Source organism: Kribbella sp. NPDC051936 (assembly GCF_040680955.1).
GTDB lineage: Bacteria > Actinomycetota > Actinomycetes > Propionibacteriales > Kribbellaceae > Kribbella.
Window position 1 is genome coordinate 84,831 of record NZ_JBFAXS010000015.1, and the last position, 26,733, is coordinate 111,563.

Here is a 26,733-nt window from a genome sequence, read left to right on the forward strand (position 1 = left end):
ATGAGCCAGCCCCACAACCTCCAGCCGGAAGACCTCCCCCTGGACGACGTACGCCCCGCTGCTCCCCTAACCGCCGTCCCCACCCCCACGACGGACACCACCGACACCGCAGGCACCACCGGCACCGCAGGCGCTCGCCAAGACCCGACGCTCACCCGCCCGGACACACCGGAGGTTCAGATGGCCGTCACCCCAACCACGCCGACCACCTCAACCACGCCGACAGCGCGGCCCGCGCGGGTCGGCGCGCCGGCCGCCGTGGGAACCGCCGGGGACGCTCGGCAGATGCTTGCCGAGGTCGGCCGTCCTCGGCTGGCGTCGGTCGGCGGCGACGCGCACGGCGTGCCGGCCACGACGCGGTACGCCGATCAGTTGACGGACGGGGCTCTCGCGCTGCGCCTGGAGGCCGTACGGCGGCTGGGCATCGCATCCACCCCGGTCTCAGATGAGCCGCGCGACGCAGACGCGCCGAGCGTCGCCGGTGCGCGAGGGAAGGACCGGAAGCTCAGCGTGGTGCCGGAAGCTGCTGGCGCCACGCACGCGGTCGCGGCGCCTGGGCAACCTGACGGGGCCCAGGCGCCGCTCAAGGCAACCGCCGGCGCGCCAGCCGGTGCCAAGGCAACGGCAGCCAAGACAACCTCCGTCAAGACAGCCGCCGTCAAGACAGCCACCGAGACAACCGCCGAGACAACCGCAGCCGAGACGACAGCCGGCACGACTGCCCGCAAGACACCCGCCACGACCGGCGCCAAGGAAACCGGCGCCAAGGTCGCGCGGCCGGGCGGGGTTCCGGGGAGGGAGGCGCTTCGGCTGCCGGAGGTGCGGGCTTGGAGTGCCCGGCTGGCCCAGGCGATTTCCGAGGTGCTGGCCGGGGACCGGCCGATCTCGCAGCTTGTGCGGTTCGCCGACGATGCGGTCTTCATGGAACTGAACCGGCGGGTGCGGCTCCTGGGGATGAACTCGACGGCCGGCACCCGCGGGGCGAAGGAGAAGAGCGTCGTGCGCTCGGTGCGGGTGTTCATGCCGGAGCCGTTCATCGCCGAGGTCGCCGCACACGTACGCCACGGCAGCCGCTCCCGCGCAGTCGCCTTCCGCCTGGAAGTCCGCCGCAACCGCTGGGTCTGCACCGCCCTCGAACTCGGCTGACTCGAGCATGCGTGGCCGACCACCTTCGCGAAGGTCGACTGACCCCAACGGGCAGCTGCCCGCGCGCCGTCGACTGAACTTCACGGCGACCGCCAACGCATGCTCGCCTGACGCCTGGAAGTTCGCCGCGACCGCTGGGTGTGCACCGGCCGGCTCACCGTCGAGCGGGACCGACCAGTCGCGCGAAAGTCGGATGAGGTCCGCGGCAGCCGCTCCCGCGCGATTGCCCTCCGCTCCGAGCTTCGCCGCAACCGCTGGGTCTGCATCAGGCTGGCCGTCGAGCTTGGGATCGGGCGTGCGAAAGTCGGCTGAACTCGCGGCTCCACCCCTGCGTCATACCGGGCGCAATTTGATTGTGGTGGTTCTGTCATGTGGTTGGAGTCCCGGCGACGTACGGTGGCCGGGATCGTCTGGGTTCGGGGGAACGAGGATGTCGGAGAGCACAACCGCCACGTCGGCGTGGCAGGTCGGTGTGCGGGAGTTGAGTGTGGCCGAGCAGGCGCGCATTCTCCCGGCGGTACGGCGGCGGCGCTGGAGTGAGCGCGTGCGTCTGCTGTACCCGTTGGCCGTGCGGTACCACCGCGCCGTGAAGCGCCTGGACTGGATGACGTCCAGCACGCCGTACGCCGCAACGCACGGCGTGAAAGACCTGCCGGTGCGGATCAAGCGGCACAAGTCGTTGCTGCTGCGACAGCTCGGCGAGACCGAGATGTGGATGCAGCACAACAAGGTCGCGAACCTGAAGCTCGCCTGCGCACAAGTCGACGGCCTGTTGATCCGCCCCGGCGAGACGTTCTCGTTCAACAAGGTTGTCGGCAACGCGACCCGTCGCAAGGGTTATCTGAAAGGCATGCGGCTGTCGAACGGCGAGGCCAAGCCGGGGATCGGCGGTGGCATCTGCCAGCTCGCGAACCTGCTGCACTGGATGGTCCTGCATTCGCCGTTGACCGTGACGCAACGGTCCACGCACAGCTTCGACCCGTTCCCCGACAACGGCCGGGTGCTGCCGTGGGGCGTGGGCTGCAGCATCGTCTACAACTACGTGGATCTGCAGTTCCGCAACGACACCGACCAGACGTTCCAGCTGCGGGTCGGCGTCGGCGACCGCTACCTGGAGGGCGAGATCCTGGCCGACGTCCCGGCCGCGTCGTCGTACCGGGTGTTCGCCAAGGACGAGCGGTTCCTCCGGGTCGGCGCGGAGTACTTCCGCCGCAACGAGATCTGGCGCACCGTCATCGACCGGCGCACGGGGACGGCGGTCCGCGACGAGCTGGTCCGCGAGAACGTTGCCCTGGTCAAGTACCTGCCGGTCGACGTACCGGTCCTGGACGTCCTGGTCTGAATCACTCGAGCAACGCACACCCGTACTTCTCGAACAGCGCCGCGACGTCGCCGGAGAACCCGCCGTGCAGCTCGCGCAGCATCGCGTGCGTGGTCGCAGACATCACCAGCACGTACCGCGCCGGCTCCTCGCGCGGGTTCCCGAACGTGTGCGGCACCCCGCGCGGCCCGATGATCCCCGATCCGGCCGGTACGTCGTAGTCCTCGCCGTCGATCCGCATCCGCATCGTCCCGGACAGCACGTACCAGGCCTCGTCGTCGGTGTGGTGGACGTGCAGCGGCGCCTGCCACGCCACCTCGTCCGACGTCCGGCCGTCGGCCTCCCACTCGGCGAGCACCAGACCGGACCCCTCGGGCGCGATCGTACGGCCGAGCAGCGGAACCCCTGACAGATCGTCGCGACGCATCACACCATCTCTGATGCCCGAACACGCCGTCGCCAAACTGTCGGCGGCGCGTTGCAGACTGGAGAGGTGACTGTGGCCGTCGAGCCGTACCGGGAGCGCCCCGCGCGCATCGCCGGCGCCGACCTGTGGACACGGACGGCGGAAGGCGGTGAGTACCGGATCCTCCCCGACGGCTGCATGGACCTGCTGCTGATGGACGACGACCTGATCGTCGCCGGCCCGGACAACCGCGCCTGGACAGGCGCCGCGCCGCGCGGCACGCGGTATGCCGGGATCCGGTTCGCGCCGGGTGCCGCGCCGGGCTTCCTCGGCGTCCCAGCCCGCGAGTTGCTGAACCAGCGGGTCCGCCTCGCCGACCTGTGGTCGCCGAACCGGAGCCGGCGCCTGCTGGACCGGATCCGATCGGCCCCCGATCACGCGACAGCGCTCGACCTCGAGGTCGCGAGACTGCTCGAGGAGCCGACGGACCGGCTCACCACGCACGTACTGCGCAGTGTCCGCGGCGGTCTGCTGCGTGGCACGGCCGGCGTGGCCCGGCTGGCCGGGACGATCGGCCTAAGCGAGCGGCAGCTGCACCGCCGCTGCCTGGACGCCTTCGGGTACGGGCCGAAGATGCTCGACCGGGTCCTGTGGATGAACGTCGCCCTCGACCACGCCCGCACCGGACTCCCACTCGCCGACGTCGCCGTGCTCACCGGGTATGCCGACCAGGCCCACTTCTCCCGCGATGTGAAAGCCCTCACCGGTCTGCCACCGAAGATCCTGCTGGGCTGAGACACTGCTCTGCATGACCGAAGTCGGTACGACGACGTTGCGGCACAATCCGCTCAACGCGGTGACGGCGAACGTCGAACGGGTGACGTACGCCGACGGCCGGACCGCCGTACGCAAGGAGCTCCGGCGGCCCGCCGACACGTCCGGTCCGTGGGCCGCGTCGACCGACCCGCGGCACTGGAACTACTGGCGCCGCGAGCTCGAGGTCTATCGCGACGACGAGCTCCGCGAACAGCTCGCCGACGCCGGACTGGTGCTGCCCGCGGCGCAGACCGAGGACCAGCAGGACGGCGCCGTCCTGCTGATGGAAGACATCGACGGTACGCCGGGCACGCACTTCAGCCTCGCGGAGCATGCGGCGCTCGCCCGGGCCTGCGGTCGCTGGCAGGCCCGCCCCGCGCCCGAGCGGCCGTGGACGTCGATCGATTTCCTCCGCGACTACTCGACGACCCGCGACGTGCCGTGGCACCTGATGACCGACGACGCCGCGTGGCAGCAGCCGCTGATCCGCGACACCTGGCCGGCCAGACTTCGCGAGGCCTGGACCGGACTGCTGGTCCATCGCGACGCCCTGCTCGACCTGGTCGCGAGCCTCCCGCGGGCCCGCTGCCACCTCGACTTCTGGGTGTCGAACGTGATCCAGCGACCGTCCGGCGAGCTCGCGCTGTTCGACTGGTCGTTCCTCGGCGACGGGGCCCTCGGCGAGGACATCGGCAACTACATCCCCGACGCGGTGTTCGACCTGTTCTGGCCGGTCGAGCGCCTGCCCGAGCTCGCCGAGACCTGCATCGCCAACTACCTCGACGGCTTGCACGAGGCAGGCTGGCGCGGCGACCCGGACGACGTACGGCTCGCGGTGATGGCGTCCGGCGTGAAGTACGCGTGGCTGCTGCCAGGCCTGCTCGGCCGCGCCTCGGACGCGACGCACAACGCCTACCACCGCCAGGTCGACAGCCGGTATCTGTTCCACCAGCGCGGCCAAGCACTGCTGTACCTGGCCGACTGGTGTGCGGAGGCGCTCAGCCGAGCACGACGGTGAACCCATCCGGTACGACGAGCGGAGTGCCGCGGGCAACCAGCCGGCCGCTGGAGTCATACGAGTACGCACGCTTACCGGCACCGACCACCCGCGGACGAGTGTCGACGCTCACCAGGAGCGTCGCCGATCCGATCCTGAGGCTGCTGATGGTCGGAAGCAGCAGTACTGCATCTACCTGAGCCGTGCCTGTCGACTGCGCGCTGAGCGTGGTCGCGGTGGCAGGCAGCGGTTTGGCGAGTGTCAGCGGCTGAAGAGCACCGGGTGCCGCGGAGATTCCTTGCGGGCCGCAGCTGTGAGTCAGCGTACCGAGCGTCAGCCCAGCGCTCGTCCAGGTGGTCTTCGCCGGGTCGGGTGTGTCGACGAGGTTGACGACCGGGAGTACCAGTCGCGGGTGCGTCGACGCCGGCAGCGTCCAGGTCGCCGTACCGTCGAGGGACAGGTAGGCGCCGTTGCTCCACTGGGATTCCCCGGTCCAGGCCGAAGGTGGAGTGACGACCGCGCCGCCGGTGGCCGATTCCGCCTCGACGACGTGCAGGCCCTCGTACTCCGTTTCGCCCGACAGGCGAGCGACGTCTGGATGGGCCTCGAGGGCGAGCATCGAGAGCTGGCCGTGGATCGTGGACTCGGCGCCGGAGTTGCGGTTGATCACGCCGTCGCCGGAGATGCCGTCGTACGTGCGCCCGGTGGCCGCGTCGTACATCGGTTCGGCGGCGCGATTGGCGCCGAAGTACCAGGCGGCGGCGAAGGCGGCGAGGTGCTTCTGGCCGGGGCGGTCGATCGCGAGCAGTGCCTGCAGGCGCGCGTCGACGCCGTACGCGATCTGGGTGCGGTCGATCGGGACTGGTAGCCAGCCGTTGTCGGCGCCGCCTGCCGTGAGCAGGAGCGGCGTGAAGCCTGCCGTGTCGCCGATGGCCCCCGTGAGCAGGCCGGGATCACCAAGGGCGGTAGCGGCTGCGGCCAGGGCCGAGGGCATCTGGGCGCCCCACGCGTGCCAGTCCGAGATCGACTCGCCCCAGGGGAGGATCGCCCGGAACGGCCATTCGCGGGTGGATCCGGCCTGCATCTCTGCGATGCCTTGGGCGAAGCGGCTCAGGGCTCGACGCGCTCCCGGCGATCCGCCAGCCTCGATGTACGCCGACAGTCCGAGGACCGCTTCGGACGTGGCGTCGGCGCCGTTCACGATCAGCCAGGCAGGGAGCTTGCGGCCGTCGACCAGGTTGTACTGGCCGTAGCGGGTCAGGACCTGACGCTCCAGCGCGGCGATCGCCAGCTCGAGCCGTTCGCGGAGGAAGCCCGCGAAGGCCCGGTCGGTGCGGCGGAAAACGCTGTATCCCTCCCCCAGGGCCCAGACCGTGCGGGCCAGCCAGTACGACGGGCCGGAGTCGGACGGATCGGGCAGCTCGACCGGTTCGGCGCTGGGGTTCAGGGCGCCGTCGGGTTGCATCCACAGAACGACGTTTCCGTTGGGCGACTGCAGGAAAGCGAGTGCTCGCAGCAGGTCGCGGGCAGCCTGGAGCGAGCTCGTTTGGTGGAACAGCGTCCAGTGCCGCAGGTAGACGACGGCCGCCCGGGCGATGTCGTCCGCGTTGTACGCGCCCTGCCCGTAGGTGTTCGTCGCGGGATCGTAGGTGCCGCCACCGATCCGCTGGTAGGAGCCGTCGGCCTGGCGGTCGGCGTACGTCCACAGCACGCCGAGCGGAGCGGAGCCGTAGGTGGTGTGGCCGGCAGCGGGCGGCGGTGAGACCGACGTGCGGAGATAGTCGAGGTGGGCGAGGTTGGACAGGCGGGTGGGCGTGGCCGCAGCGGGGACGGTGACCGCCGAGGCGGCGGCCACCGCGAGTGCTCCGCCGAGGACGGTGCGGCGGGTCGGGTTCATGGCAGGCGGTCCAATCTGGCCACGCCGATCGCGGCGTCGGCCATGCCGTAGAAGACGTACCGCACGCCGTCGACCTCCTCGATCGCGGTCGGGAAAACGACGTTCCCCACCGTTCCGACTTTTTCCTCCTCGGTTTCCGGGACGAGCAGGGGTTCGGTGCTGCGGGCAACCACCCGGGTCACGTCCGCGGCGTCGAGGATGAGCGCGCCGGCTGCGTAGCAGACCTTCTGGGTGGTCGGGTCGAAGCCTTCGGGCTGCTCGCCGGTGACGCCGTGGTGGATCACCAGCCAGCCCTCGGGGATCCGCAGCGGCGCCGGCCCGGCGCCGATCTTCAGCTCCTCGAAGGGGTACTCCGACATCGCGACCAGCCGGTGCTGCCGCAGGTGGACGAGGTTGCGCAGGTCCTGCTCGACCGCCGACACCGGGACGAACGAGACCCAGATCCCCGGGCGGTCGTCGGTGACTCCGGCCGGCAGGTGGACGCCCTCGCCCTCGCGGAACCAGCCGAGGTCCCACATCGGCCGGTGCAGCATCGCGTACGCCGGTTCGCCGTCCGGACCGGGCACCGGCTCAGGGAAGAAAACAGTGTCCTTGTTCGGGAACAGGTTCAGGTCGGTGTCCAGATCCGGCTGGTACTCGAAGTGCAGCGGCCCCAGCCGCCGCCAGTCCCGCAGGTCCGACGAGACCGCGAGGGCCGGCTTCGGCCCGAGTGGACCGTAGGCGACGTACGTCATCACGTGCAGGCCGAGCGACGGGACGAACGTGACACGGGGGTCCTCGACGCCCGCGTTGTTCTTGCCGCGCTCCCAGCCTTCGTCCGGTGCGAGCACGACACCTTCACGCCGGACGCCGACCGGGACGCCGTCGGTCAGCTCGACCTCGGCCAGGCCGACGCGAGAGATGTTGCCGCTGGCAACCAGCCGTGGGAGCAGATACAGCCGGCCGTCGGGAGTGTGCCCGGTGGCGGGGTTCAGCACCCCCTCCGCCTCGAACTCGTTGCCCGGCTCGGGCGTCATCAGGACTCCGACACGGGTAAGGGTGTAAGGAACAGTCACGGAAAGCCCTTTCAGAAAATCAACACTGCAGTACTAGCCTTTGACGCCGGACGACAGGTTCGTCGAGATGAACCGGCGCTGGAAGACGATGAACAGGGCGACCGCGGGCGCGGCGAGCACGCAGGCGCCCGCAAGCACGGCGCCGAACGGGTTCGCGGCGCGGGCGGACACCGTGGTCAGGTAGTTCGACAGCGAGACCGCGAGCGGCTGCAGATCCTGCTGCTTGGTGATCAGGAACGGCCACAGGAACTCGTTCCACGGCCCGATGAACGTGAGCAGCACGCCGGTCAGCAGCGCGGGCCGGACCAGCGGTACGGCGACCCGCCAGAGGATGCCCAGCTCCGACGCACCGTCGATCCGGGCGGCGTCGAAGAGCTCGGCCGGCAACTGCAGGAAGTACTGCCGGAACACGAAGACCGCGGTCGAGTTGATCAGGAACGGCAGGGTCATCCCGAGATAGCTGTCGGCCAGGCCGTAGCTGCGCACGATCAGCACGTAGAGCGGGATCGTCAGCAGCTGGAACGGCACCACCTGGATGAGCAGCATCAGGTTGAACACGAGCGCGCGGCCGCGGAACCGCAGCCGAGCCAGCGCGTAGCCGGCGAGGACCCCGAACACGAGGGTGCCGAGGATGACCCCGCCGGTGAAGATGCCGGAGTTCAGCAGCGAGCGGCCGAGGTGGATGGCCTTGTTGATCTCGCCGTAGTTGTGGCCGGTCAGGTTGCCAGGTGACGGAAATGCTCCGGAAACCGTCGGATCCGGTTCGGCCTGTAGGGAGCCGATCAGCATGTAGTAGAACGGAAACAGGAAGACGAACGCACCGATCAGCAGCGCGACGAACTTGAGCTTCATCAGTCCTCCTCCCGCCCGACGAACCGCCGCTCGAGCAACGCGAGCACCAGCACCCCGATGACGAGCAGCACGCCGATCGCCGACCCGATATCCGGATTCCCCTGCTCGATCCCGCGCTGGTACATGATCAGCACCGGGGAGGCGGACGCTCCGTCCGGTCCGCCGCCACCGGTCAACAGGTAGGGCTCGGTGAAGAGGTTCGCGCCCGTCACCGTCGCGACGAGCACGACCAACGTGGTCGCCGGCCGCACCCCCGGAACAGTCACGTTGAGAAACGATTTCCACCGCCCGGCGCCGTCCATCGCCGCCGCCTCGTAGAGGTCCTTCGAGACGTTCTGCAGCGCGGCGAGGTACAGCAGGATGAAGAAGCCGAGCTGTTTCCACGTCACGTAGATCGCGACGGTCGGCATCGCCAAAGACGAGTTCACCAGCCAGGACGGATCGGGAGCCAACGGCCCCAGAACCGAATTGACCAGCCCGTTCGAGTTGAACAGGAAGAGCCAGACGCCGACCACCGCGACCGACGCGGTCACATACGGCACGTAGTACGAGACCCGGAAGAACGTCCGCCACCGGATCGCCGCGTTCAGCGCGTTCGCGAGCCCGAGCGACAGCACGACGGTCAGCGGAACATTGATCACCAGGAAGACCAGCACGTTGCCGAACGCCCGCCGGACCGCCGGATCCGACAGCACCGCCACGTAGTTGTCGAACCCGACGAACGGCCGGTCCACGATCGCGCCGGGCGCGGCGAAGAAGTAGTCGTGGAACGACATGTACACCGCGAACCCGAGCGGATACGCGAACACCGCGGCCAGGAAAACGACGTACGGCGTGACGAACGCGGTCCCGACCGGATGCTCACCGAGGATCCGGCCGAGCGGACCACGCGACCTCATGACTGCTTGACGAGTTGGTCGACCTTCTGTGCGGCGCCGTCGAGGGCCTGGCCGACGTCCTCCTGGCCGAAGATCACGGACTTGGAGTAGGCGTCGCGGAAGGTCTGCCAGATCGTGATCGAGTTCGGCACGTTCGGGACCTCGACGGTCCGCGACGCCTGGTCGGCGAACGTCTTGTAGTCCGGGTTCTTCGCGAAGTAGTCCGCGTACGCCGAGGCGACGTCCTTGCGCAGCGGCATCTGCCCGGTCGCGGCCAGGAACTTGCCGTCCTGGTCCTTGCTGGTCGCGAACTTCAGCACGTCCGCCGCCGTCCCGCGGTTCTTGCAGGCCGAGTACATCGCGACGTTCTTGGCGTCGGAAAACGTGTGAATCTCGGCGGCCGGCTTGCCCGCGGACGTCGGCACCGGGACGACGCCCCAGTCGACCTTGCCCTTGTACGTCGCGATCGCCCACGGACCGACCACGGCCATCGCCGCGGTGCCGTCCACGAACGCGTCCCCGGTGTACTTCTCCGGCGACGCCAGCTTGTCGGCGTACATCGTTCGCCAGAACTGCGCGACCTTCTTGCCCTCGTCGGACGCGAACGTCGCCTTGCCGTCGGCCACCAGCTGCTTGCCGCCGCTCTCGGCCGCGTACAACGGGTAGAAGTCGAACCAGGACTGGTAGAACTCGTTGCTCGGCGCCGGGTAGATGGCGAACTTCGCCGCCTTCGACGCCACGATCTTCCGCGACGTCGCGAGGAACTCGTCGTAGGTGGCCAGCGACGGGTTCGTGATGCCGGCCTTCGCGAACACCTTCTTGTTGTAGAAGATCATCACCGGGTTCGACTTCCACGGCAGCTGGTAGTACTTGCCGTCCGGCGACTTGTACTGCTGGGCGACGTCACCGGAGCGCTCCTCGATGTAGGACGCGTCCAGCGGCACCAGTCCGCCCTGCTTCTGGAACTGCGACACCGACGCCGGTGACGTGTTGAAGATCAGGCACGGCGCGTTGCCTGCCGTGATCGCGGCGCCGATCACCTCTTCGGACGACTTGCCGGTCGGGATCTCCTGCGCGGTGATCTTCTGGTCGGCGTGCTCGGCGTTCCAGGCCGCGACCATCTGCTTGCCCCAGGCCACTTCCTCGGCGTTGTTCGAGTACCAGATCGTGATCGGTCCGCGGGCCTTGGCCGCGGCGTCGGCGTCACCAGCGCCGTCACCGCCGCTCCCACACGCGGCGAGCGAGCCGGCCAGAACGACGGCCAGCAGTCCAGCTTGCAACTTCATAGGGGGTTCCTCCTAGGCAGGGGGTGCAGCAGTGGAGCGTCGTACGACGAGTTCCGCGGGCGGGAGCTCGACGTCGGGTACGTCGGTCTCGCCGTCGACGACCCGGTTGAGGGTCCGGGCCGCTGTCTCGCCGAAGCGGAACGGGTCGGCGCGGACCGTAGTCAGACCGGGATGCACGTACTCGGCGAGCTCGCTGTCGTCGAAGCCGGCGATGCTCAGGTCGTCCGGCACCGTCAGGCCGGCGGCCTGGGCGGCGCCCAGACCGGCGATCGCCATCCGGTCGTTCGCATAGACGATCGCGGTCGGCGGCTGCGGCAGCGCGAGCAACCGCCGCGTCGCCTCGATACCGCCGGCCGCGGTGAAGTCGCCGTTCTCGACCGCGACCGGCTCCAGCCCGGCGGCAGCCAGCGCCTCGACGAAGGCCGTGGAGCGGGCCGTGGCGTGCACGAACGCGGGCTGGCCGGCGACGTGCGCGATCCGGGTGTGCCCGAGCTCGACCAGGTGCTCGACGACCGCCCTCGTGCCGGGCCGGTCGTCGAGGGTGACCGCCGGGAACGGCGACTCGCCGTCCGGCCGGTTCAGCGTGACCGCGGGCAGGCCGAGCTCGACGAGCAACTCGATCCGCGGATCGTCGTGCCGGAGGTCGGACAGGAACACCCCGTCCACCCGCGCGTCCTGCGCGAGCCGCTGGTAGCCGTCCGCCTCCGAGCCGTCGGCGACCACCTGCAGGACCAGGGCCTGGCCTTGCGTCGACAGCACGCTCTCGACCCCGGCGATGAACGCCGGGAAGAACGGGTCCGACGAGAGCACGGCCGGATCCCGGGTGATCACCAGGCCGAGCGCGAACGCCTTCGAGATCGACAGCGACCGCGCCCGGTTGCTCGGCCGCCAGCCCAGCTCGTCGGCGGCCGCGAGGATCTTGTCCACGGTCGCCTGCGCCAGCCCCGGCCGCCCGTTGAGCGCGAACGACACCGATCCCTTGGACACGCCGGCCCGGCGCGCCACATCCGCGATTGTCGGTCGCTTGGTCACCCGAGATCTCCTTTAAACCGGTTTAAAGAGCATCTAAACCGGTTAAAACCGAGGCTGTCAAGATCTCGATCGATGCGCAGTACCGCAATCTGCGGCCAGTTCCGCGCACTCGTTTGCAGCTGATCGCTTGACGGCCGCGGCGGGCGAGGGATTGACTGGTCGGCAGCGACGCACCCAGCCGGTACCAGGCCGACGGCCTGAAGTCCGGTTTTCCGGCGCCAGGGTGGTGAGAAACCCGAGGCGGGGTCGCGTCCCCGGGACCGATGGAGCAATCGTGTCCAGACTCACCCGCCGCCTGCTCGGAGCAGCCGCGGCCACCGCCCTCGCAGTCGCCGTCACCATCACCGCCTCCACCCTCACCCGAACCGCCGCCGACGCGGCCGTCACACTGCCGCCGGCACACGCGAAGTTCGACTACCAGATCGGCGGCGCGTACACCCCACCTGCCGGCGTCCAGGTGGTCACCCGCGACCGGACCGCCGCGCCCGCCGCGGGCCTCTACAACATCTGCTACGTCAACGCCTTCCAGGTCCAGCCGGGCGAACAGGGCCAGTGGGCCGCCGACCTGCTGCTCCGCGATGCCAAGGGCAACCTGGTGATCGACGAGGACTGGGGCGAACCGCTCCTCGATCTCCGTACCGCCGACAAGCGGACCCGGATCGCCGCCAAGGTGAACGGCTGGATCGACGGCTGCGCCGCCAAGGGCTACCGGGCGATCGAGCCGGACAACTACGACAGTTACACGCGCTCGAAGAACCTCCTCACCGCCGGGCAGGCCAAGGCGTACCTGACCCTGCTGGCCACCCACGCCCACAGCAAGAACCTCGCGATCGGCCAGAAGAACACAGTCGAACTGGCCGGCGCGCGGACAGCCGTCGGACTCGACTTCGCAGTCGCCGAGGAATGCGGCCAGTACGACGAGTGCGGCGACTACGTCGATGCCTTTGGCAACAACGTGATCGTGATCGAGTACACCGACAGCGGCCGGCGGACAGCGTGTTCGCAGTACGGCGGAACGCTCTCGATCGTGCAGCGCGATGTGGACGTCTCCGTCCCGGGCGACCCCGGGTACGTCCGCAAGACCTGCTGAACTCCTTTCGTCCACACCTTTCTGGAGACCGTCATGTCTCAGCATGCTCGAAACCTGTCCCGCCGTGACGTCCTGCGCGCGGCCGCGGCCGTGGCGGCCGTCGGCACCGTGGGCGCCTGCGGCAAGAACGACGACGAGGGAGCCGATCCGAACGGCGTCGTGACGCTGGACCTGTGGCACGGCCAGGTTGACCTCGGCAAGGCCGCGATCGACTCACTGATCGCCGCGTTCAACCAGTCGCACCCGAAGATCAAGGTGGTCGGCGGCGGTGGCGGCGTGACCGCGGACAGCATGCTGCAGAAGGTCACCGCGGGACTGGCGGCGGGGTCCTACCCGGACATCGCGTACATCTTCGGGTCGGACCTCGCCAGCCTCACCAAGAGCCCCAAGGTCGCCGATCTCACCGGGCAACTGAAGGTCGACGGCTACTGGCCGGCCGTGAAGGACGCGGTCAGCGTCAAGGGCAAGGTCCGGGCCGCGCCGGCCCTGCTCGACTCGCTGTGCGTGGTCTACAACAAGAAACTGTTCGCGGCCGCCGGGGTGGCGCCGCCGGCGGCAGGCTGGACCTGGGACGACTTCGTGGCCACGTCGAAACAGCTGACCGATCCGGCGAAGGGCGTTTTCGGCACCGGCTGGCCGGGTGTCGGCGACGAGGACACGGTCTGGCGGATCTGGCCGATGATCTGGGACCTCGGCGGCGATGTGGTCAGCGGTGACGGCAAGAAGGCGGGCTTCGACGCGGTCGGCACGAAGGCCCTCGAAACCCTGGACCGGCTGCGCACCGACAAGTCGCTGTACGTCGACCCGAAACCGGGCAGCGAACAGCTGTACCAGGTGTTCCTCGGCGGCCGGATGGGAATGGTTGCCACCGGCCCCTGGCAGCTCCCCGAGCTGAAGGACGCCGGCCTCGACTACGGCGTCGTCCCGCTGCCGTCGTACTCGGGGAAGCCGATCACGATCTCCGGGCCGGACACCTGGACGATCTTCGACAACGGCAAGGCCAAGGTGCAGGCCGCCACCGAGTTCGTCAGCTGGCTGGCCGATCCGGCGCAGGACCTGCAGTGGGACATCAAGGGCGGCAGCCTGCCGATCACCAAGGCCACCGCGGAAATGCCCGAGTGGAAGAAGCATTCCGCGGCGACCCACGGGCTGGACGTGTTCGTCACCGCGCTCGACACCGCGAAGGTGCGGCCGACGATCTCGACGTACCCGCAGATCTCGCAGCACGTCGGCGAGGCGATCGCCGCCGTCCTGCTGGGCAAGCAGAGTCCGGCGGACGCACTCAAGCAGGCCGTCGACCAGTGCAACCAGGTGCTGGCGGTGCCGAGCTGATGGCCAGCGTGGTCGGGACCTTCACCGTCGATCCGCGGAGCCGGGCCGCCAAGCGGCGGGCGCGTGGTGAAGGTGCGACCGGGTGGGCGTTCGTGAGTCCGTCGGTCGTGCTCATCCTCGGCCTCGGTGTCGTCCCCGTGGTGTGGTCGCTGCTGTTGTCGTTCCAGGTGAACGATCTGGTGTCCCCGAGCCAGTGGGTCGGACTGGCGAACTACCAGGCGCTGGTGAAGGACCCGGCGTTCGGGTCGGCGGTCGTGCACACGCTGATCTACACGGCGCTCTACGTCCCGTTGAGTGTGGTCGCCGGGTTGGCGATCGCGATCGCACTGGACCGGAAGATCGCATTGATCGGGCTGTACCGGACGCTGGTGTTCGTGCCGTTCGTGGTGTCGGCCGCGGCGCAGGGTGTGCTGTTCTCGTTCGTGCTGGATCCTGAGTTCGGTGTCGCGAACTCCCTACTGCACAAGGTCGGGCTGCCGGCCCAAGGGTTCTTCAGCGATCCGGGCCAGGCGCTGTACCTGCTGGTCGCGATCTCGTTGTGGAGCGGCACCGGGTTCTGCGTGATCGTCTATCTCGCCGGTCTGCAAGGGGTTTCGACCGATCTCGTCGAGGCCGCGCGGATCGACGGCGCCGGCCGGTGGGGCGTCCTGCGGCATGTGACGCTGCCCGCGCTGACGCCGGTGACGATCTTCCTGCTGCTGTTCCAGACCATCAACGCGCTGCAGGTGTTCGACCTGGTGTTCGTCACCACCAAGGGCGGGCCGCTCGGCTCGACGACAGTGATCGTGTACTTCATCTGGGAGAAGGCCTTCAAGACGTTCACAGCCGGCTACAGCGCGGCGGCTGCGTACACCCTGGCGGTCGCCTTGCTCGTGATCGGTGTCGCCCTGCAGCTCTACCGGAAGCGGGTGGCTGCTCGATGAGGCGGATCAGCGGTTGGCACTTCGTCCTCGCGCCGCTGGCGCTCCTGTTCGCGTTGCCGCTGCTCTGGCTGCTGGTCAGTTCAGTGATGAGCAACGCGGAGATCAACCGTTTTCCGCCGGCGCTGTGGCCGCACGGGATCAAGCTGGACGGCTACCGGTACGTGCTCGGAAACGCTCTGTTTCCGCGGTGGTTCCTGAATTCCCTGGTGGTTTCCGCGGTGGCGGTGACCGCGAACCTGGTGCTCGGCTCGCTCGGCGGGTACGCGTTCGCGCGGATCCGGTTCGCCGGTTCGAAGCTCGTGCTCGGGCTGATGCTCGCGACGATGGTCGTCCCGTTCCAGCTGACGATGATCCCGACGTTCCTGGTGATGAAACAGCTCGGCCTGATCGACACGCTCGGCGCGCTCATCGTGCCGTCGCTGGTGACGCCGCTTTCGGTGTTTCTTTTCCGGCAGTTCTTCGTCTCGCTCCCCCGGGAGCTCGAGGAGGCGGCCTGGCTGGACGGCTGCGGACGGCTGCGGATCCTGGTGTCGATCGTGCTGCCGCTCGCGCGGCCGGCGTTGAGCACCGTCGCCGTCCTCACGTTCCTCGCGACCTGGAACGACCTGACCTGGCCGTTGATCGCGATCAACAGCGACTCCACCTACACCCTCCAGCTCGGACTGACCACGTTCCAGGGACAGCACCACACCCAGTGGTCGGCGGTGATGGCCGGCAACGTCATCACTGTCCTGCCCGTGCTGCTGGGGTTCCTCCTGGCCCAGAAGGCGTTCATCCGCTCACTGGCCTCCACCGGACTCAAAGGCTGAGACAAATATGTTCGATCTGCTCGTGATCGGTGACGCGAATCCCGACGTGGTCGTCGGGCCCGTCGACCAGCCGATCCTCTTCGGCCAACGGGAACGCCTCGTTCCCGGCGGCTCCCTGGTCCTCGGCGGCTCCGCGTCGATCATGGCCTGCGGCGCGGCCCGGCTCGGTCTCCGCGTCGCCTTCGCAGGCCGCGTCGGCGACGACCTGGCCGGTGACTTCGTCCGTACGTCGCTCGCGGACCGGGACGTGAATGTCGACGCGCTGGTGGTCGACCCATCGCTCCCGACGCCGCTGACCACCATCCTCACCTCGGGGGACGATCGCGCGATCCTGACGTCCCCCGGGTGTTTGCCGAACACTGTGGCGGAGGACGTCCCCACATCCCTCGTTCGGTCGGTGCGGCATGTGCATGCCGCCTCGTTCTACTTGATGCCGGAACTGGCGGCAGGACTGGCGGGGATCTTCAAAGAGGCCAAGGCGGCCAAGGCGTCCACCTCGCTGGATCCGAACGACGATCCGGCCGGCAAGTGGGACCGCATGATTCTCGACCCGGTCCTGCGGGTCACCGACTACTTCTTGCCCAACGCGGCCGAGGCTCTGGCCCTCACCGGCCACCATTCGGTCGAGGACGCCGCCGGCATCCTGGCCCGGCGCCTGGCTCGCCGCGGTACCCACGTGGTCGTCAAGAACGGCCCGGACGGCGCCTTGGCCCACGACGGGACCAGGGTGATCACCGCGCCGGCGTTGAAGGTGGACACGGTCGATGCCGTCGGCGCGGGCGACAGCTTCGACGCCGGCTGGGTCGCCGCCGTACTGAACGGCTCGAAACCCGAGCGTGCGCTGGCGATCGCGGCTGCCTGCGGCTCCCTCTCGACGCGCGCGGCCGGCGGTACAGCTGCCCAACCCGACTGGGACCTGGCCCTCGGGAGTGTGGCGCCATGACCAAGATCGCGTTCGTCGGGGCGGGCAGCGTGGTGTTCACGCAGGGTTTGCTGGCCGACCTGTTCGCGCTCGAGCTGGGTCCTGTGCACATCGCGTTGCACGACATCGACCCCGAGCGGCTCGACACCGCCGCGGCCGCGGCGTCGTACATCGCCCGGGAGCGCGGCATCGTCCCGCGGATCACCGCGCATCTGGAACGGCGGGCGGCGCTCGACGGCGCCGACTTCGTCATCAACATCGTGCAGGTCGGGATGAACGCGGCGACCCACGTCGACTTCGAGATCCCCGCCCGGTACGGGATCCGGCAGACGATCGGCGACACCCTCGGCGTCGGCGGCGTGTTCCGTGCGTTGCGGACGTTCCCGGTCCTGCGGGAGCTCGCGAAGGACATCGCCGAGGTCTGCCCGGACGCATGGCTGCTCAACTACACCAACCCGATGGTGATGAACGTCTGGTACCTGAAGGCGCTCGGGGTCCGCAACGTCGTCGGGCTCTGTCACTCGGTCTACTGGACGATGCAGGGGCTGTCCGAGCTGGTCGGCGTACCGTACGAGGACGTCAGCTACCTGGCCGCGGGCGTGAACCACCAGTCGTGGGTGCTGCGGTTCGAGCGCGGATCGGAGAACCTGTACGACCGGCTGGACGCGGCGATCGCGGCGGACCCGGAGCTACGCCGGCGGGTCCGGGTGGACATGTACCGCCGGCTCGGCTGCTACCCGACCGAGACGAGCGAACACTCCGCGGAGTACGTCCCGTGGTACCTCGGACACAGCTCCGAGATCGAACGCCTCCGCCTCCCGATCGGCGCTTACCTCGACATCGTCGCGGACAACCTCGCGTCCTACGAACACACCCGCGATGCCCTGAAGGCCGGCGATCCGGTCGACGTCGAACCCACCCTGGAGTACGCCCCCCAAATCATCCACAGCATCGTCACCAACACCTCCCGCACCATCTACGCCAACCTCCCGAACACCACCGGTGGCTTGATCTCCAATCTGCAGGCCGAGGGCGTCGTCGAGGTTCCTTGTCTGGTGGATGCTTCGGGGCTCCGGCCGGTCGCGGTTGGCGAGCTTCCGGCGCAGTGTGCGGCGCTCAACCGGTCGTACCTCAGCGTCGCCGAACTCGTCGTCCAGGCAGCGATCCAGCAAGACCCGCGCGCGATCCGCCAGGCGGTGATGGTCGACCCGGCGACCGCGGCCGCGCTACCGGTCGAGCGGATCTGGGAGCTGTGCGACGAGATGGTGCTTGCTCATCGCAACTACTTGGACACGCCGTTGAGGGCGGCGCTCAGATAGTCGCGGTACGTCGCGAAGCCGTCGAGGACCTCGGCGGCCGTCGGCTGACCGGTAAGCGCGCCGACGCCCTGGCCCGCGTAGATCGACGCGCGGGCCGGGTCGGCGGCGCTGGTTCCGTCGACGTACTCGGCATGACCCGCGTCGTCCGACTTCAGCTCCTGCTCGCGCCCCTCCCAGCTGTCGTAGTACGCGTTGCGGAGCGCCCGCCCGCCGAACTCGTCCGGCCAGCCCGCCCGCGACGCGGCGTCGAACACCGTGCCGTACACGGTGTCGGTCTCGTCCGCCTCGATGATCCGCTGCCGCGCCGGCTCCTTGGTCAGCGCCTCGACGCAGGTGAGGAACGCAGTACCGATCCACCCGCCCGCCGCACCCGCCGCCAGCACCGCGGCCAGCCCGCGCGGACCCGAGATCCCGCCGCCGGCGAGCACCGGCAGGTCGGTGAGGTCGAGGATCGCCTGCAGCAAAGGCAACGTGGCAACGGCGTTCCGCCCGTGCCCGCCGGCTTCGGCGCCCCGGGCAACGATCACGTCCACCCCGGCCGCCACCGCCTCGCGGGCATCGGCGACGGTGCCCGCCTGGGTCGCGACGACGATCCCGGCCGCCTGCAGCGTCTCGACGTACGGCCGGTAGTTCCCGAAGCTCAGCGACACCAGAGCGGGCTTCAGCTCCAGCATCGCCTCGAGATGCTCCGGGTGATCCTCGACGGACCAGGCCATCAACCCGATCCCGTACGGCGCCCCGCCGGCCGCGGCGATCGCGCCCTCGGTCCGGATCCAGTCGGCCGAGACCGCGGACCCCGCGCCGAGCATCCCCAACCCGCCCGCGGCCGAGATCGCCGCCGTCAGCTTCCCGCCGCTCACATTCGCCATCGGCGCCCCCACCACCGGCACCGCGAGCCCGAACCGCTCCGTCAGCCACATACCCCCAGCGCACCACACTCGCCGCCCCCACACCATGTCCCGCGCCACACCACGCGGGACGCAGAACGGCCGGCCCCCGGGATGGGGACCGGCCGTCGATGGAGCTGCGTCAGAACTTGTAGACGTCCGACTGGGGGTCGCCGTGGCAGCGCTTGTACTTCTTGCCGGAGCCGCACGGGCAGGCGGCGTTGCGCGGCGTGCCGGCGTACTCCAGCTTGCCGTCCTCGACGGCGTCGGTGTGCATCGCGACCTCGTCGTCACCGTCGATGGTCGGCGCCGAGTACGTCAGGCGCTGGGGCCGCTGCTCGTTGGTGAGCCCCTTGGCGCGCAGGCGCGGCGTGTCCCGCGGCCGCGGGGTGTCCTGCGGCCGCTCCTCGTCGGTGGTCCGGCCGGCGAACTCCGCGATCGGTGCGCCCGGGGTGAGGATGTCCTGGATCCGCTTGCCCTCGAGGCTGTCCTCGTCGGCCAGCGCCGCCTCGTTCGCGAGCTCCATCTCGGCGCGCATCGCCTCGACGTCGACCTCGACGTTGAAGATGAAGCCGACCGACTCCTCCTTGATGGACTCCATCATCGCGGCGAACATGTCGTACCCCTCGCGCTGGTACTCGACCAGCGGGTCACGCTGCGCCATCGCGCGCAGGCCGATGCCCTCGCGCAGGTAGTCCATCTCGTACAGGTGCTCGCGCCACTTGCGGTCCAGCACGCTCAGGACGACGCGACGCTCCAGCTCTCGCATCGCCTCCTCGCCGAGCAGCTCTTCACGCCGCTCGTACGCCGCGGTGGCGTCCTCGATGAACCGCTCGATCAGGAAGTCCTGCGTCAGGCCGGCCTTCTCGCCGCCGGCCTCCTCGATCAGCTCCTCCTCGGTGAGCTCGGTCTGGTACAGCGTCTTCATCGCGGTGAACAGCGCGTCCAGGTCCCAGTCCTCGGCGAAGCCGTCCGCGGTCGCGCCCTGGACGTAGCCGGTGACGGTCTCCTCGAGCATGTCCTGCACCTGCTCGCGCAGGTCGGCGCCCTCGAGCACGCGGCGGCGCTCGTCGTACACGACGTGCCGCTGCCGGTTCATCACGTCGTCGTACTTGAGGATGTTCTTCCGGGTCTCGAAGTTCTGCGCCTCGACCTGGCCCTGCGCGGACGCGATCGCCTTGGTGACGACCTTGTTCTCCAGCGGCTGGGAGTCGTCGTTGTTCCGCGACATCGCCCAGTCGACCATCTCGCGCTTGAACAGCCGCATCAGGTCGTCCTCGAGCGACAGGTAGAACCGGGACTTGCCGGGGTCGCCCTGGCGGCCGGCGCGACCGCGCAGCTGGTTGTCGATCCGGCGGGACTCGTGCCGCTCGGTGCCGAGCACGTACAGGCCGCCGAGCTCGCGGACCTCGGTCTGCTCCTCCTTGACCTGCTTCTCGAACTGCTCGAGCATCTCCGGGTACTCGGACTCGTACTGCTCGATGTCCTCGGCCGGGTCGATACCGCGGGCGCGCAGCTCCTTGTCGGCGAGGAACTCGGGGTTGCCGCCGAGGATGATGTCCGTACCACGGCCGGCCATGTTGGTGGCCACCGTGACCGCACCCTTACGGCCCGCCTCCGCGACGATCGCCGCCTCCCGCGCGTGCTGCTTCGCGTTCAGCACCTCGTGCTTGATGTTCTCCTTGAGCAGCTGCCGGGACAGCCGCTCGGACTTCTCCACCGACGTCGTACCGACCAGGATCGGCTGACCGGTGGCGTGCACGTCGACGATGTCCTTGACCACCGCGTCGAACTTGGCGTCCTCGGTGCGGTAGATCAGATCCCGCTCCTCGACCCGGATCATCGGCTTGTTGGTCGGGATCGGGACGACGCCGAGCTTGTAGACCTTGGAGAACTCGTTCGCCTCGGTCATCGCCGTACCGGTCATGCCGGCCAGCTTGTCGTAGAGACGGAAGTAGTTCTGCAGCGTGATCGTCGCGAGGGTCTGGTACTCCTCCTTGATCTCGACGCCTTCCTTGGCCTCGATCGCCTGGTGCAGACCCTCGTTGTAGCGGCGGCCGTGCAGCGTCCGGCCGGTGTGCTCGTCGACGATCAGGACCTCGCCGTTGTCGACGACGACGTAGTCCTTGTCCCGGTGGAACAGGTCCTTGGCCTTCAGCGCGTTGTTCAGGTAGCTGATCAGCGGGGTGTTGGCCGACTCGTACAGGTTGTCGATGCCGAGCCGGTCCTCGACCTTCTCGATACCGCGCTCGAGGATCGCGACCGTGCGCTTCTTCTCGTCCACGTCGTAGTCGGCGACCCGGCGCTTGGTCTCGTCGATCTCGAGGTCCGTGACCCGGGGGTTCTTCCGCTTCAGCTCCGCCTCGTCGGCCAGCGTCCAGGCCTTCAGCGTGTTCGCGATCCGGGCCATCTCGACGTACCAGCGCTGGGAGTCCTCGGCCGGGCCGGAGATGATCAGCGGGGTCCGGGCCTCGTCGATCAGGATCGAGTCCACCTCGTCCACGATCGCGTAGTTGTGCTCGCGCTGGACGCAGTCCTCGATGCTGCCCGCCATGTTGTCGCGCAGGTAGTCGAAGCCGAACTCGTTGTTGGTGCCGTAGGTGATGTCCTTGGCGTAGGCGATCCGGCGCTCCGCGGGCGACATCTCCGGCAGAATCACGCCGTAGTCGAGGCCGAGGAAGTGGTACACCCGGCCCATCCACTCGGCCTGGTACTTGGCCAGGTAGTCGTTCACCGTGACCACGTGCACGCCCTTGCCGGACAGCGCGTTCAGGTACGTCGGGAGCGTGCCGACCAGCGTCTTGCCCTCACCGGTCTTCATCTCGGCGATGTTGCCCAGGTGCAGCGCCGCGCCGCCCATGATCTGGACGTCGTAGTGCCGCTGGTGCAGGGTCCGCTTGGCCGCCTCCCGGACCACCGCGAAGGCCTCCGGGAGCAGCGCGTCGAGAGACTCCCCGTTCTCGTGCCGCTCCTTGAACTCCGCGGTCTGCGCGCGCAGCTCCTCGTCGGACATCGTGACGAAGTCGTCCTCGATGGAGTTGACCATCTTCGCGATGCCCTGCAGCTGGCGCAGGATCTTGCCCTCGCCGATCCGCAGGACCTTGTCGACAACCTTCATGGTGGGGAGTTCACTCCTTGCTGCTGAAGCCTGGGTTGCGGCCGAACGCCGACAGGGCGCGCCGACCCCTCCCGGGAAGGCGTGCGTCCCCCATCGTACGGGGCCGGGTGTGCCAAGCCACGCCCGCAGCGTGCCTCGAGCCTTACCGGACCCACGCGTGAGAGCGCCGGAAAGTTCCCGGGATCTGCTCAGGAGCCTCGCAGGGCGTCACTGAGCGCTGGCGAAAGGTCACCGCCGCCGGCCACCCGGACCTGGTCCAGCCCGAGCCATCCGGCCAGCTGGACCAGCTCCGCGGCCAGCTCCTCGGCGGTCTCCACCGGCGCCTTCGGCTCCGCGTGCGCCGACTGGACGAGCAGCACGCCGCCGGGGCGGTCGGCCTTCAGGTCCACCCGCGCGACCAGCCGGTCGCCGAGCAGGAACGGGAGCACGTAGTACCCGTGGATGCGCTTCTCGGCCGGCACGTAGATCTCGATCCGGTACCGGAAGTCGAAGAGGACCTCGGTCCGGGTGCGCTCGAAGACCAGCGAGTCGAACGGGCTGACCAGGGCCCGGGTGTTCACCCGGCGCGGCAGCCGGGCGTCGCGGTGCAGGTACGCCGGGCGCTTCCAGCCGTCGATCTGCACCGGCAGCAGCTCGCCCTCCTCGACCAGCTCCGCGATCGCCTGCAGCGTCGGCTCGGGCGCGGTCCGGAAGTAGTCCCGCAGGCACTGCGCGGTCGCCACCCCGTGCGCCCGGGCCGCGATCGACACCAGCCCGCGGTGCGCCTCGTCGAGCGTCGGCGTCGGCGTGTCGACCACCGCGCGGGGCAGCACCCGCTCGGGGACGTCGTACAGCCGCTCGAACTGCTGGTTGCGCCGGGCGACGGTGATCTCCCCGGCGAAGAACAGGAACTCCAGGGCGCGTTTCACGTCGGACCAGTTCCAGCCCCAGTTGTCCCGCGCCCGCTCCACGTCGTCGTCGATCTCGCGGGCGGTCAGCGGGCCGTGGGTCTGCACATCGGCGAGCACCTGCTTGATCAGGTCCGGCCGCTCCTTCGCGATCGACCGCGGGCCGCCCCAGGCCTCGGTCGTCGCGCGGGCCATCCGCCAGCGCATCAGCGGATGCGTCTCGACCGGGATCAGCGACGCCTCGTGCGCCCAGTACTCCACCAGGCGGCGCGGGGCCTTGCCGGCGGCGCGGTCCAGCAGCTCCCGCGGATACGGCCCGAGACGCGAGTAGAGCGGCAGGTACTGCGTGCGGCTCAGCACGTTGACCGAATCGATCTGGATCAGCCCGATCCGGCCGAGCACCCGGGACAGCGCCCGCGCGTCGGGAACGCCCTTCGGCCGGGGGTCCATGAACCCCTGCGCCGCCAGCGCGACCCGTCGCGCCTGAGCCGTAGACAGCACCTGAGTAGTCACGTCCCGCATTGTGCCGGGACCCACCGACATTTCCCCCCACCTTGGGCACCCACCAACCATTTCGACGGCTCGAAACCGGTTGAGGCGGGCTCAAGGTTGGCTCTGGAGCCGTGGGCATAACTCCGGAGTTACCGAAAGTGGGAGGTGCGCTACGCATGGTGTTCGGGAGAACCTGCCAGGAGGCCGTCCGCCCGTGCGGCCCCTATCACCCTGGAGTGAGGCATGACAGGAAAGAAGCAGGTGGTCCGCGCTGCCCTCGCGGCCGGCGTACTGACCGCGGTGTCCCTCGGTGCGGTGGCCGTAGCAGGCTCCGCGTCGGCCGCGCAGTCGCCGGACGGACCCGAGACCCGGATCGTCGGCGGCGCCATCGCCCACACCGCCGACACGCCGTGGGCCATCCAGCTGTCGAACAGCAACTCCCCCGACCCGACCGGTGAGTACTGCGGGTCGACGCTGGTGGCGGCGAACAAGATCGTCACCGCGGCGCACTGCTCCACCGAGGCCGCGTCGACGTACACAGCGATCCAGGGCCGCGACGACCTCGCCGACAAGTCCACCGGCAAGGAATCGAAGATCAGCAGCATCTGGGTGGACCCTGAGTACGGCAAGTCGCCCGGCCACGACGTCGCCGTGATGACGCTCGCGACCCCGTTCGAGGGTGTCGACACGCTGGCGCTGGAGACCGACAAGGCGGCTGACGCAGCCGGCGCCGCCTCGATCGTGTACGGCTGGGGCGAGACCGAGGGCACCGGCCCGGCGGCCACGTTCCAGAAGGTCGACGTACCGGTCCTCGGCGACGCGTACTGCGAGAAGGCGTACGCGAGCGAGGGCTACACGGCCGACGGCGAGATCTGCGCCGGGTACGAAGAGGGCGGCAAGGACTCCTGCCAGGGCGACTCCGGCGGCCCGCTGGTCCTGAACGGCCGCCTGTTCGGTGTCGTGTCCTGGGGCATCGGCTGCGCGGACGCCGGCAACCCGGGCGTGTACGCCGAGGTCGCGACGTACGCGGCGGAGCTGCAGCAGCAGATCGACAGCTAGGGCCTAAACCGAGCCGAAGCGTTCTGTGTGGATCCGGCGCAGCGGAACACCGAGTGCGGCCAGGTCGTGGCTGACCGAGGTCACCATGGGCTGCGGGCCGCACAGGTAATAGTGGAGCCGGTGGTACCGGCGCGGGAGATTGCGGCTGAGCACGTCGTGATCGATCCGCCCGGTCTCACCGGTCCACTCCGGTCCGGGCTCGCTCACCACCTTGACTACCTTGAGATGCAGCCGTGCTCGGACCTCCTCCACTTCGGGGAGCAGCATCAGTTCGCTCTCTCGGCGGGCCGCGAGGATCAACCGGACCGGACGCTGATCGCCGCGGTCGGCCATCGTCCGGAGCATGCTGAGCAACGGCGTGACCCCGACCCCGGCCGCGATCAGCACGAACCCCGGCGCGCTGTCGAGGCCCGCCATGGTGAAGCCGCCGTACGGACCGTCCAGAAAGACGCGCCGGCCGGGTCGCAGGCCGACGAGCAACTCGGTGAAGTCCCCGAGTGCCTTGATGGTGAACTCCATCCGGTCCGGGTGCTCGGCCGTCGAGGCGATGCTGAACGGATGCTCCTCGAAAACGAACGGCGTCGACCCGATCTTGAGCCAGACGAACTGTCCCGCGACGAACGGCAGCCCAGGATGCCCGTCCGCCTGGATCACCAGCGTCACACCGTCGCCCGGCACCGCGCGCACCGAAGCCACGACGTAGGCGTACCGGCGGGCGCGCATCGGCAGCACGATCCACCGGCGCACAGCCAGCCCTGCCACGAGCAGTCCGGAGAGGATGAACCAGGCGGCCAGCAGCGCGTGCGACACGAGATGCCGGAGCCACCAGACATGCAGCCACGCGGTGACCAGCACCACCGCGACCAGCCCGTTGTGCAGCAGCCGCCAGCCCTCGTACCGTGGCTGGCGCCGAACTCGCCGCAGCGCGAGTACGACGATCAGCACCAGCGCCACCGTCGACGTGACCGCGGCCCGGGCCGCCCAGGTCGTGTGCCAGAGCGCGAGGATCGACAGATGGCGCGGATCGAAGACCAGCACTGCGACCAGGTGTACGACCACGAGGACGACGGCGATCTTCGCGATCAAGCGGTGCACCGCGAGGATGGTCTCGATCCCGAACGACGAGATCAGCCACGGCAGCCGCGCGGGGAGGACGACGGCCACCACCAGCGCCGAGAACGCGACCAGTCCGGCGCTGAGCTCGATCGCCCCACCCGTATCCGACTCCGCGACCCCGATCGCTCCCCAGGCGAGGAGCAGGGGAATCACCAGCACGTCGAGGTAGAGCACGAACCACGCGAATCGCGACAGCGGACCGTGCAGCCGCGCCGAGACGCGGTGCCGGACCATGGCGGCCCGGCTTCCGGGGACGAGGGACTCCTTCCGCACCCTCGGAAACTACGCTGTCGCGCGCGGGCCGGGAAGGGAAAAGCGGTCGCCAGGAGCTGACCGATTCGGCATTCCCGCACCGAGCGTCAATCAGGCGTAAAAAAGCCGCGGACCGGGTTTGCCCGGCCCGCGGCTGCGGTATCTCCTCCCGAATCTCGCGAGGCTCGCCACCAACGAGCGAACGGTTCAGACGGCCAGCCTGATCACGCCGTAGTCGTAGCCGCGACGGCGGTAGACGACGCTCGGCTGGTTCTCGTCCGCGTCGACGAACAGGTAGAAGTCGTGCCCGACCAGTTCGAGCTCGTAGAGCGCCTGGTCCAGGGTCATCGGCTTGGCGGTGTGGGTCTTCTCGCGCATCACCAGCGGACCGTCGCCGGTGACCGTGAGAGATCCGTACTTGTGCGTCGCCACCTCGTCCTCGGCGACTGGTTCCTCCACTAGAGGTGCGTTGCCGGCAACCGGCTGCTTCGCGTTCACGTGCCGCAGGCCTTCCGGCGTCCGCTCACCCCGGTGCACCCGGCGCCGGTCGGCCGCCTTGCGGACCTGGGACCGGAGCCGGTCCAGGCAGACGTCGAACGCCGCCTGCTTGGTCTCGCCGCACGCCTCTGCGCGGACCACCGGACCCTTGGTGTACATGGTGAGCTCGACACGCATCGCCCGATCGTGCTGTCGCGGGTTCTTCTCCTGGCTGACTTCCACCTCGCACCGCAGTACCCGATGATCGACTTTCTCGATTCGCTCGAGTTTTTCCTCGACGTACTGCCGGAAGCGGTCACTGACCTCGCAGTGATGACCCTTGACAACGACGTCCACGGAAACC

At 69.1% G+C, this 26,733-nt stretch carries 23 protein-coding genes; 11 read left to right on the forward strand and 12 right to left on the reverse strand.

Going from position 1 to position 26,733, the window contains the following annotated elements:
• Together AB0L64_RS39365 and AB0L64_RS39370 are read left to right on the forward strand one after the other, a co-directional pair.
• Entirely contained in the window at positions 1-1,146 is a 1,146-nt protein-coding gene (locus AB0L64_RS39365; protein ID WP_363718069.1) for an Rv3235 family protein, read from the forward strand.
• 430 nt (positions 1,147-1,576) lie between these two features.
• Positions 1,577-2,488 carry a VanW family protein gene (locus AB0L64_RS39370; protein WP_363718070.1) on the forward strand — a complete coding sequence of 304 codons (912 nt, stop codon included), beginning with the start codon at positions 1,577-1,579 and terminating at the stop codon, positions 2,486-2,488.
• A gap of 1 nt (position 2,489) precedes the next feature.
• On the opposite strand, the gene AB0L64_RS39375 is transcribed toward AB0L64_RS39370, so the two are convergent.
• The gene (locus tag AB0L64_RS39375; RefSeq protein ID WP_363718071.1) at positions 2,490-2,894 is read right to left on the reverse strand and encodes a cupin domain-containing protein; all 405 of its coding nucleotides are present in this window, start codon (positions 2,892-2,894) and stop codon (positions 2,490-2,492) included.
• A gap of 66 nt (positions 2,895-2,960) precedes the next feature.
• Between AB0L64_RS39375 and AB0L64_RS39380 the strand changes: the two genes are divergently transcribed.
• On the forward strand, positions 2,961-3,668 hold the full coding sequence (locus AB0L64_RS39380) for a helix-turn-helix domain-containing protein (RefSeq protein ID WP_363718072.1): 708 nt from the start codon (positions 2,961-2,963) through the stop codon (positions 3,666-3,668).
• A 13-nt stretch (positions 3,669-3,681) separates the two neighbouring features.
• Complete coding sequence (locus AB0L64_RS39385) at positions 3,682-4,707, forward strand: aminoglycoside phosphotransferase (protein WP_363718073.1); 1,026 nt, start codon at positions 3,682-3,684, stop codon at positions 4,705-4,707.
• Here AB0L64_RS39385 and AB0L64_RS39390 read toward each other — a convergent pair.
• The 6 genes from AB0L64_RS39390 to AB0L64_RS39415 form a co-directional block, all read right to left on the reverse strand.
• Positions 4,688-6,583, reverse strand: coding sequence for a hypothetical protein (locus AB0L64_RS39390; RefSeq protein WP_363718074.1), 1,896 nt, complete (start codon positions 6,581-6,583; stop codon positions 4,688-4,690). The two genes, AB0L64_RS39385 and AB0L64_RS39390, sit on opposite strands and share 20 nt — an antisense overlap.
• Positions 6,580-7,599, reverse strand: coding sequence for a glycosidase (locus AB0L64_RS39395; RefSeq protein WP_363718075.1), 1,020 nt, complete (start codon positions 7,597-7,599; stop codon positions 6,580-6,582). Before AB0L64_RS39395 ends, AB0L64_RS39390 begins: the two co-directional genes overlap by 4 nt.
• 72 nt (positions 7,600-7,671) lie before the next feature.
• Entirely contained in the window at positions 7,672-8,490 is an 819-nt protein-coding gene (locus AB0L64_RS39400) for a carbohydrate ABC transporter permease (protein ID WP_363718076.1), read from the reverse strand.
• Entirely contained in the window at positions 8,490-9,389 is a 900-nt protein-coding gene (locus AB0L64_RS39405) for a sugar ABC transporter permease (protein WP_363718077.1), read from the reverse strand. The genes AB0L64_RS39400 and AB0L64_RS39405 overlap by 1 nt, the downstream gene beginning before the upstream one ends.
• The gene (locus AB0L64_RS39410) at positions 9,386-10,654 is read right to left on the reverse strand and encodes an extracellular solute-binding protein (protein ID WP_363718078.1); all 1,269 of its coding nucleotides are present in this window, start codon (positions 10,652-10,654) and stop codon (positions 9,386-9,388) included. Before AB0L64_RS39410 ends, AB0L64_RS39405 begins: the two co-directional genes overlap by 4 nt.
• Before the next feature lie 12 nt (positions 10,655-10,666).
• Positions 10,667-11,686 (reverse strand): LacI family DNA-binding transcriptional regulator, encoded by a 1,020-nt coding sequence (locus tag AB0L64_RS39415; RefSeq protein ID WP_363718079.1) that lies wholly within the window; start codon positions 11,684-11,686, stop codon positions 10,667-10,669.
• Positions 11,687-11,960: 274 nt separating this feature from the next.
• Here AB0L64_RS39415 and AB0L64_RS39420 point away from each other — a divergent pair, with 274 nt between their 5' ends.
• Genes AB0L64_RS39420 through AB0L64_RS39445 form a run of 6 tightly spaced genes read left to right on the forward strand, consistent with a single transcriptional unit; the run spans position 11,961 to position 18,081 of the window.
• Entirely contained in the window at positions 11,961-12,776 is an 816-nt protein-coding gene (locus AB0L64_RS39420; RefSeq protein WP_363718080.1) for an endo alpha-1,4 polygalactosaminidase, read from the forward strand.
• Between the two features lie 33 nt (positions 12,777-12,809).
• Positions 12,810-14,108 carry an ABC transporter substrate-binding protein gene (locus AB0L64_RS39425; protein ID WP_363718081.1) on the forward strand — a complete coding sequence of 433 codons (1,299 nt, stop codon included), beginning with the start codon at positions 12,810-12,812 and terminating at the stop codon, positions 14,106-14,108.
• The gene (locus AB0L64_RS39430; protein WP_363718082.1) at positions 14,108-15,031 is read left to right on the forward strand and encodes a sugar ABC transporter permease; all 924 of its coding nucleotides are present in this window, start codon (positions 14,108-14,110) and stop codon (positions 15,029-15,031) included. Before AB0L64_RS39425 ends, AB0L64_RS39430 begins: the two co-directional genes overlap by 1 nt.
• A complete protein-coding gene (locus AB0L64_RS39435) occupies positions 15,028-15,840 on the forward strand; it encodes a carbohydrate ABC transporter permease (RefSeq protein WP_363718083.1) in 813 nt (270 codons plus the stop codon). The genes AB0L64_RS39430 and AB0L64_RS39435 overlap by 4 nt, the downstream gene beginning before the upstream one ends.
• Before the next feature lie 7 nt (positions 15,841-15,847).
• A complete protein-coding gene (locus AB0L64_RS39440) occupies positions 15,848-16,783 on the forward strand; it encodes a carbohydrate kinase family protein (protein ID WP_363718084.1) in 936 nt (311 codons plus the stop codon).
• Positions 16,780-18,081, forward strand: a complete 1,302-nt coding sequence (locus AB0L64_RS39445; protein ID WP_363718085.1) for an alpha-glucosidase/alpha-galactosidase — start codon at positions 16,780-16,782, stop codon at positions 18,079-18,081. The genes AB0L64_RS39440 and AB0L64_RS39445 overlap by 4 nt, the downstream gene beginning before the upstream one ends.
• Here AB0L64_RS39445 and AB0L64_RS39450 read toward each other — a convergent pair.
• From AB0L64_RS39450 to AB0L64_RS39460, 3 genes are all read right to left on the reverse strand, one after another.
• Positions 18,045-19,001: a nitronate monooxygenase gene (locus AB0L64_RS39450; RefSeq protein ID WP_363718086.1), complete on the reverse strand. Its 957-nt coding sequence runs from the start codon at positions 18,999-19,001 to the stop codon at positions 18,045-18,047. The genes AB0L64_RS39445 and AB0L64_RS39450 overlap by 37 nt on opposite strands.
• A gap of 109 nt (positions 19,002-19,110) precedes the next feature.
• Positions 19,111-22,086: a preprotein translocase subunit SecA gene (gene secA / locus AB0L64_RS39455; RefSeq protein ID WP_363718087.1), complete on the reverse strand. Its 2,976-nt coding sequence runs from the start codon at positions 22,084-22,086 to the stop codon at positions 19,111-19,113.
• A gap of 188 nt (positions 22,087-22,274) precedes the next feature.
• Positions 22,275-23,495 carry a crosslink repair DNA glycosylase YcaQ family protein gene (locus tag AB0L64_RS39460; protein ID WP_363718101.1) on the reverse strand — a complete coding sequence of 407 codons (1,221 nt, stop codon included), beginning with the start codon at positions 23,493-23,495 and terminating at the stop codon, positions 22,275-22,277.
• A 213-nt stretch (positions 23,496-23,708) separates the two neighbouring features.
• Between AB0L64_RS39460 and AB0L64_RS39465 the strand changes: the two genes are divergently transcribed.
• Complete coding sequence (locus AB0L64_RS39465) at positions 23,709-24,524, forward strand: serine protease (protein ID WP_363718088.1); 816 nt, start codon at positions 23,709-23,711, stop codon at positions 24,522-24,524.
• Between the two features lie 3 nt (positions 24,525-24,527).
• Here the strand turns inward: AB0L64_RS39465 and AB0L64_RS39470 are convergent, their stop codons facing one another.
• Together AB0L64_RS39470 and raiA are read right to left on the reverse strand one after the other, a co-directional pair.
• Positions 24,528-25,913 (reverse strand): ferredoxin reductase family protein, encoded by a 1,386-nt coding sequence (locus AB0L64_RS39470; protein ID WP_363718089.1) that lies wholly within the window; start codon positions 25,911-25,913, stop codon positions 24,528-24,530.
• Positions 25,914-26,099: 186 nt separating this feature from the next.
• Positions 26,100-26,726, reverse strand: coding sequence for a ribosome-associated translation inhibitor RaiA (gene raiA / locus AB0L64_RS39475; protein WP_359935366.1), 627 nt, complete (start codon positions 26,724-26,726; stop codon positions 26,100-26,102).
• Positions 26,727-26,733: the final 7 nt, after the last annotated feature.

Excerpts from the sequence above, each read along its gene's own strand:
- AB0L64_RS39390 (WP_363718074.1), bottom strand. The coding sequence starts at position 6,583 with ATGAACCCGACCCGCCGCACCGTCCTCGGCGGAGCACTCGCGGTGGCC.
- AB0L64_RS39450 (WP_363718086.1), bottom strand. The coding sequence starts at position 19,001 with ATGTGGCTGACGGAGCGGTTCGGGCTCGCGGTGCCGGTGGTGGGGGCG.
- AB0L64_RS39445 (WP_363718085.1), top strand. The coding sequence starts at position 16,780 with ATGACCAAGATCGCGTTCGTCGGGGCGGGCAGCGTGGTGTTCACGCAG.
- secA (WP_363718087.1), bottom strand. The coding sequence starts at position 22,086 with ATGAAGGTTGTCGACAAGGTCCTGCGGATCGGCGAGGGCAAGATCCTG.
- AB0L64_RS39435 (WP_363718083.1), top strand. The coding sequence starts at position 15,028 with ATGAGGCGGATCAGCGGTTGGCACTTCGTCCTCGCGCCGCTGGCGCTC.
- AB0L64_RS39400 (WP_363718076.1), bottom strand. The coding sequence starts at position 8,490 with ATGAAGCTCAAGTTCGTCGCGCTGCTGATCGGTGCGTTCGTCTTCCTG.
- AB0L64_RS39440 (WP_363718084.1), top strand. The coding sequence starts at position 15,848 with ATGTTCGATCTGCTCGTGATCGGTGACGCGAATCCCGACGTGGTCGTC.
- AB0L64_RS39410 (WP_363718078.1), bottom strand. The coding sequence starts at position 10,654 with ATGAAGTTGCAAGCTGGACTGCTGGCCGTCGTTCTGGCCGGCTCGCTC.
- AB0L64_RS39365 (WP_363718069.1), top strand. The coding sequence starts at position 1 with ATGAGCCAGCCCCACAACCTCCAGCCGGAAGACCTCCCCCTGGACGAC.
- AB0L64_RS39405 (WP_363718077.1), bottom strand. The coding sequence starts at position 9,389 with ATGAGGTCGCGTGGTCCGCTCGGCCGGATCCTCGGTGAGCATCCGGTC.
- AB0L64_RS39430 (WP_363718082.1), top strand. The coding sequence starts at position 14,108 with ATGGCCAGCGTGGTCGGGACCTTCACCGTCGATCCGCGGAGCCGGGCC.
- AB0L64_RS39375 (WP_363718071.1), bottom strand. The coding sequence starts at position 2,894 with ATGCGTCGCGACGATCTGTCAGGGGTTCCGCTGCTCGGCCGTACGATC.
- AB0L64_RS39370 (WP_363718070.1), top strand. The coding sequence starts at position 1,577 with ATGTCGGAGAGCACAACCGCCACGTCGGCGTGGCAGGTCGGTGTGCGG.
- AB0L64_RS39425 (WP_363718081.1), top strand. The coding sequence starts at position 12,810 with ATGTCTCAGCATGCTCGAAACCTGTCCCGCCGTGACGTCCTGCGCGCG.
- AB0L64_RS39460 (WP_363718101.1), bottom strand. The coding sequence starts at position 23,495 with ATGCGGGACGTGACTACTCAGGTGCTGTCTACGGCTCAGGCGCGACGG.
- AB0L64_RS39385 (WP_363718073.1), top strand. The coding sequence starts at position 3,682 with ATGACCGAAGTCGGTACGACGACGTTGCGGCACAATCCGCTCAACGCG.
- AB0L64_RS39395 (WP_363718075.1), bottom strand. The coding sequence starts at position 7,599 with ATGACGCCCGAGCCGGGCAACGAGTTCGAGGCGGAGGGGGTGCTGAAC.
- AB0L64_RS39465 (WP_363718088.1), top strand. The coding sequence starts at position 23,709 with ATGACAGGAAAGAAGCAGGTGGTCCGCGCTGCCCTCGCGGCCGGCGTA.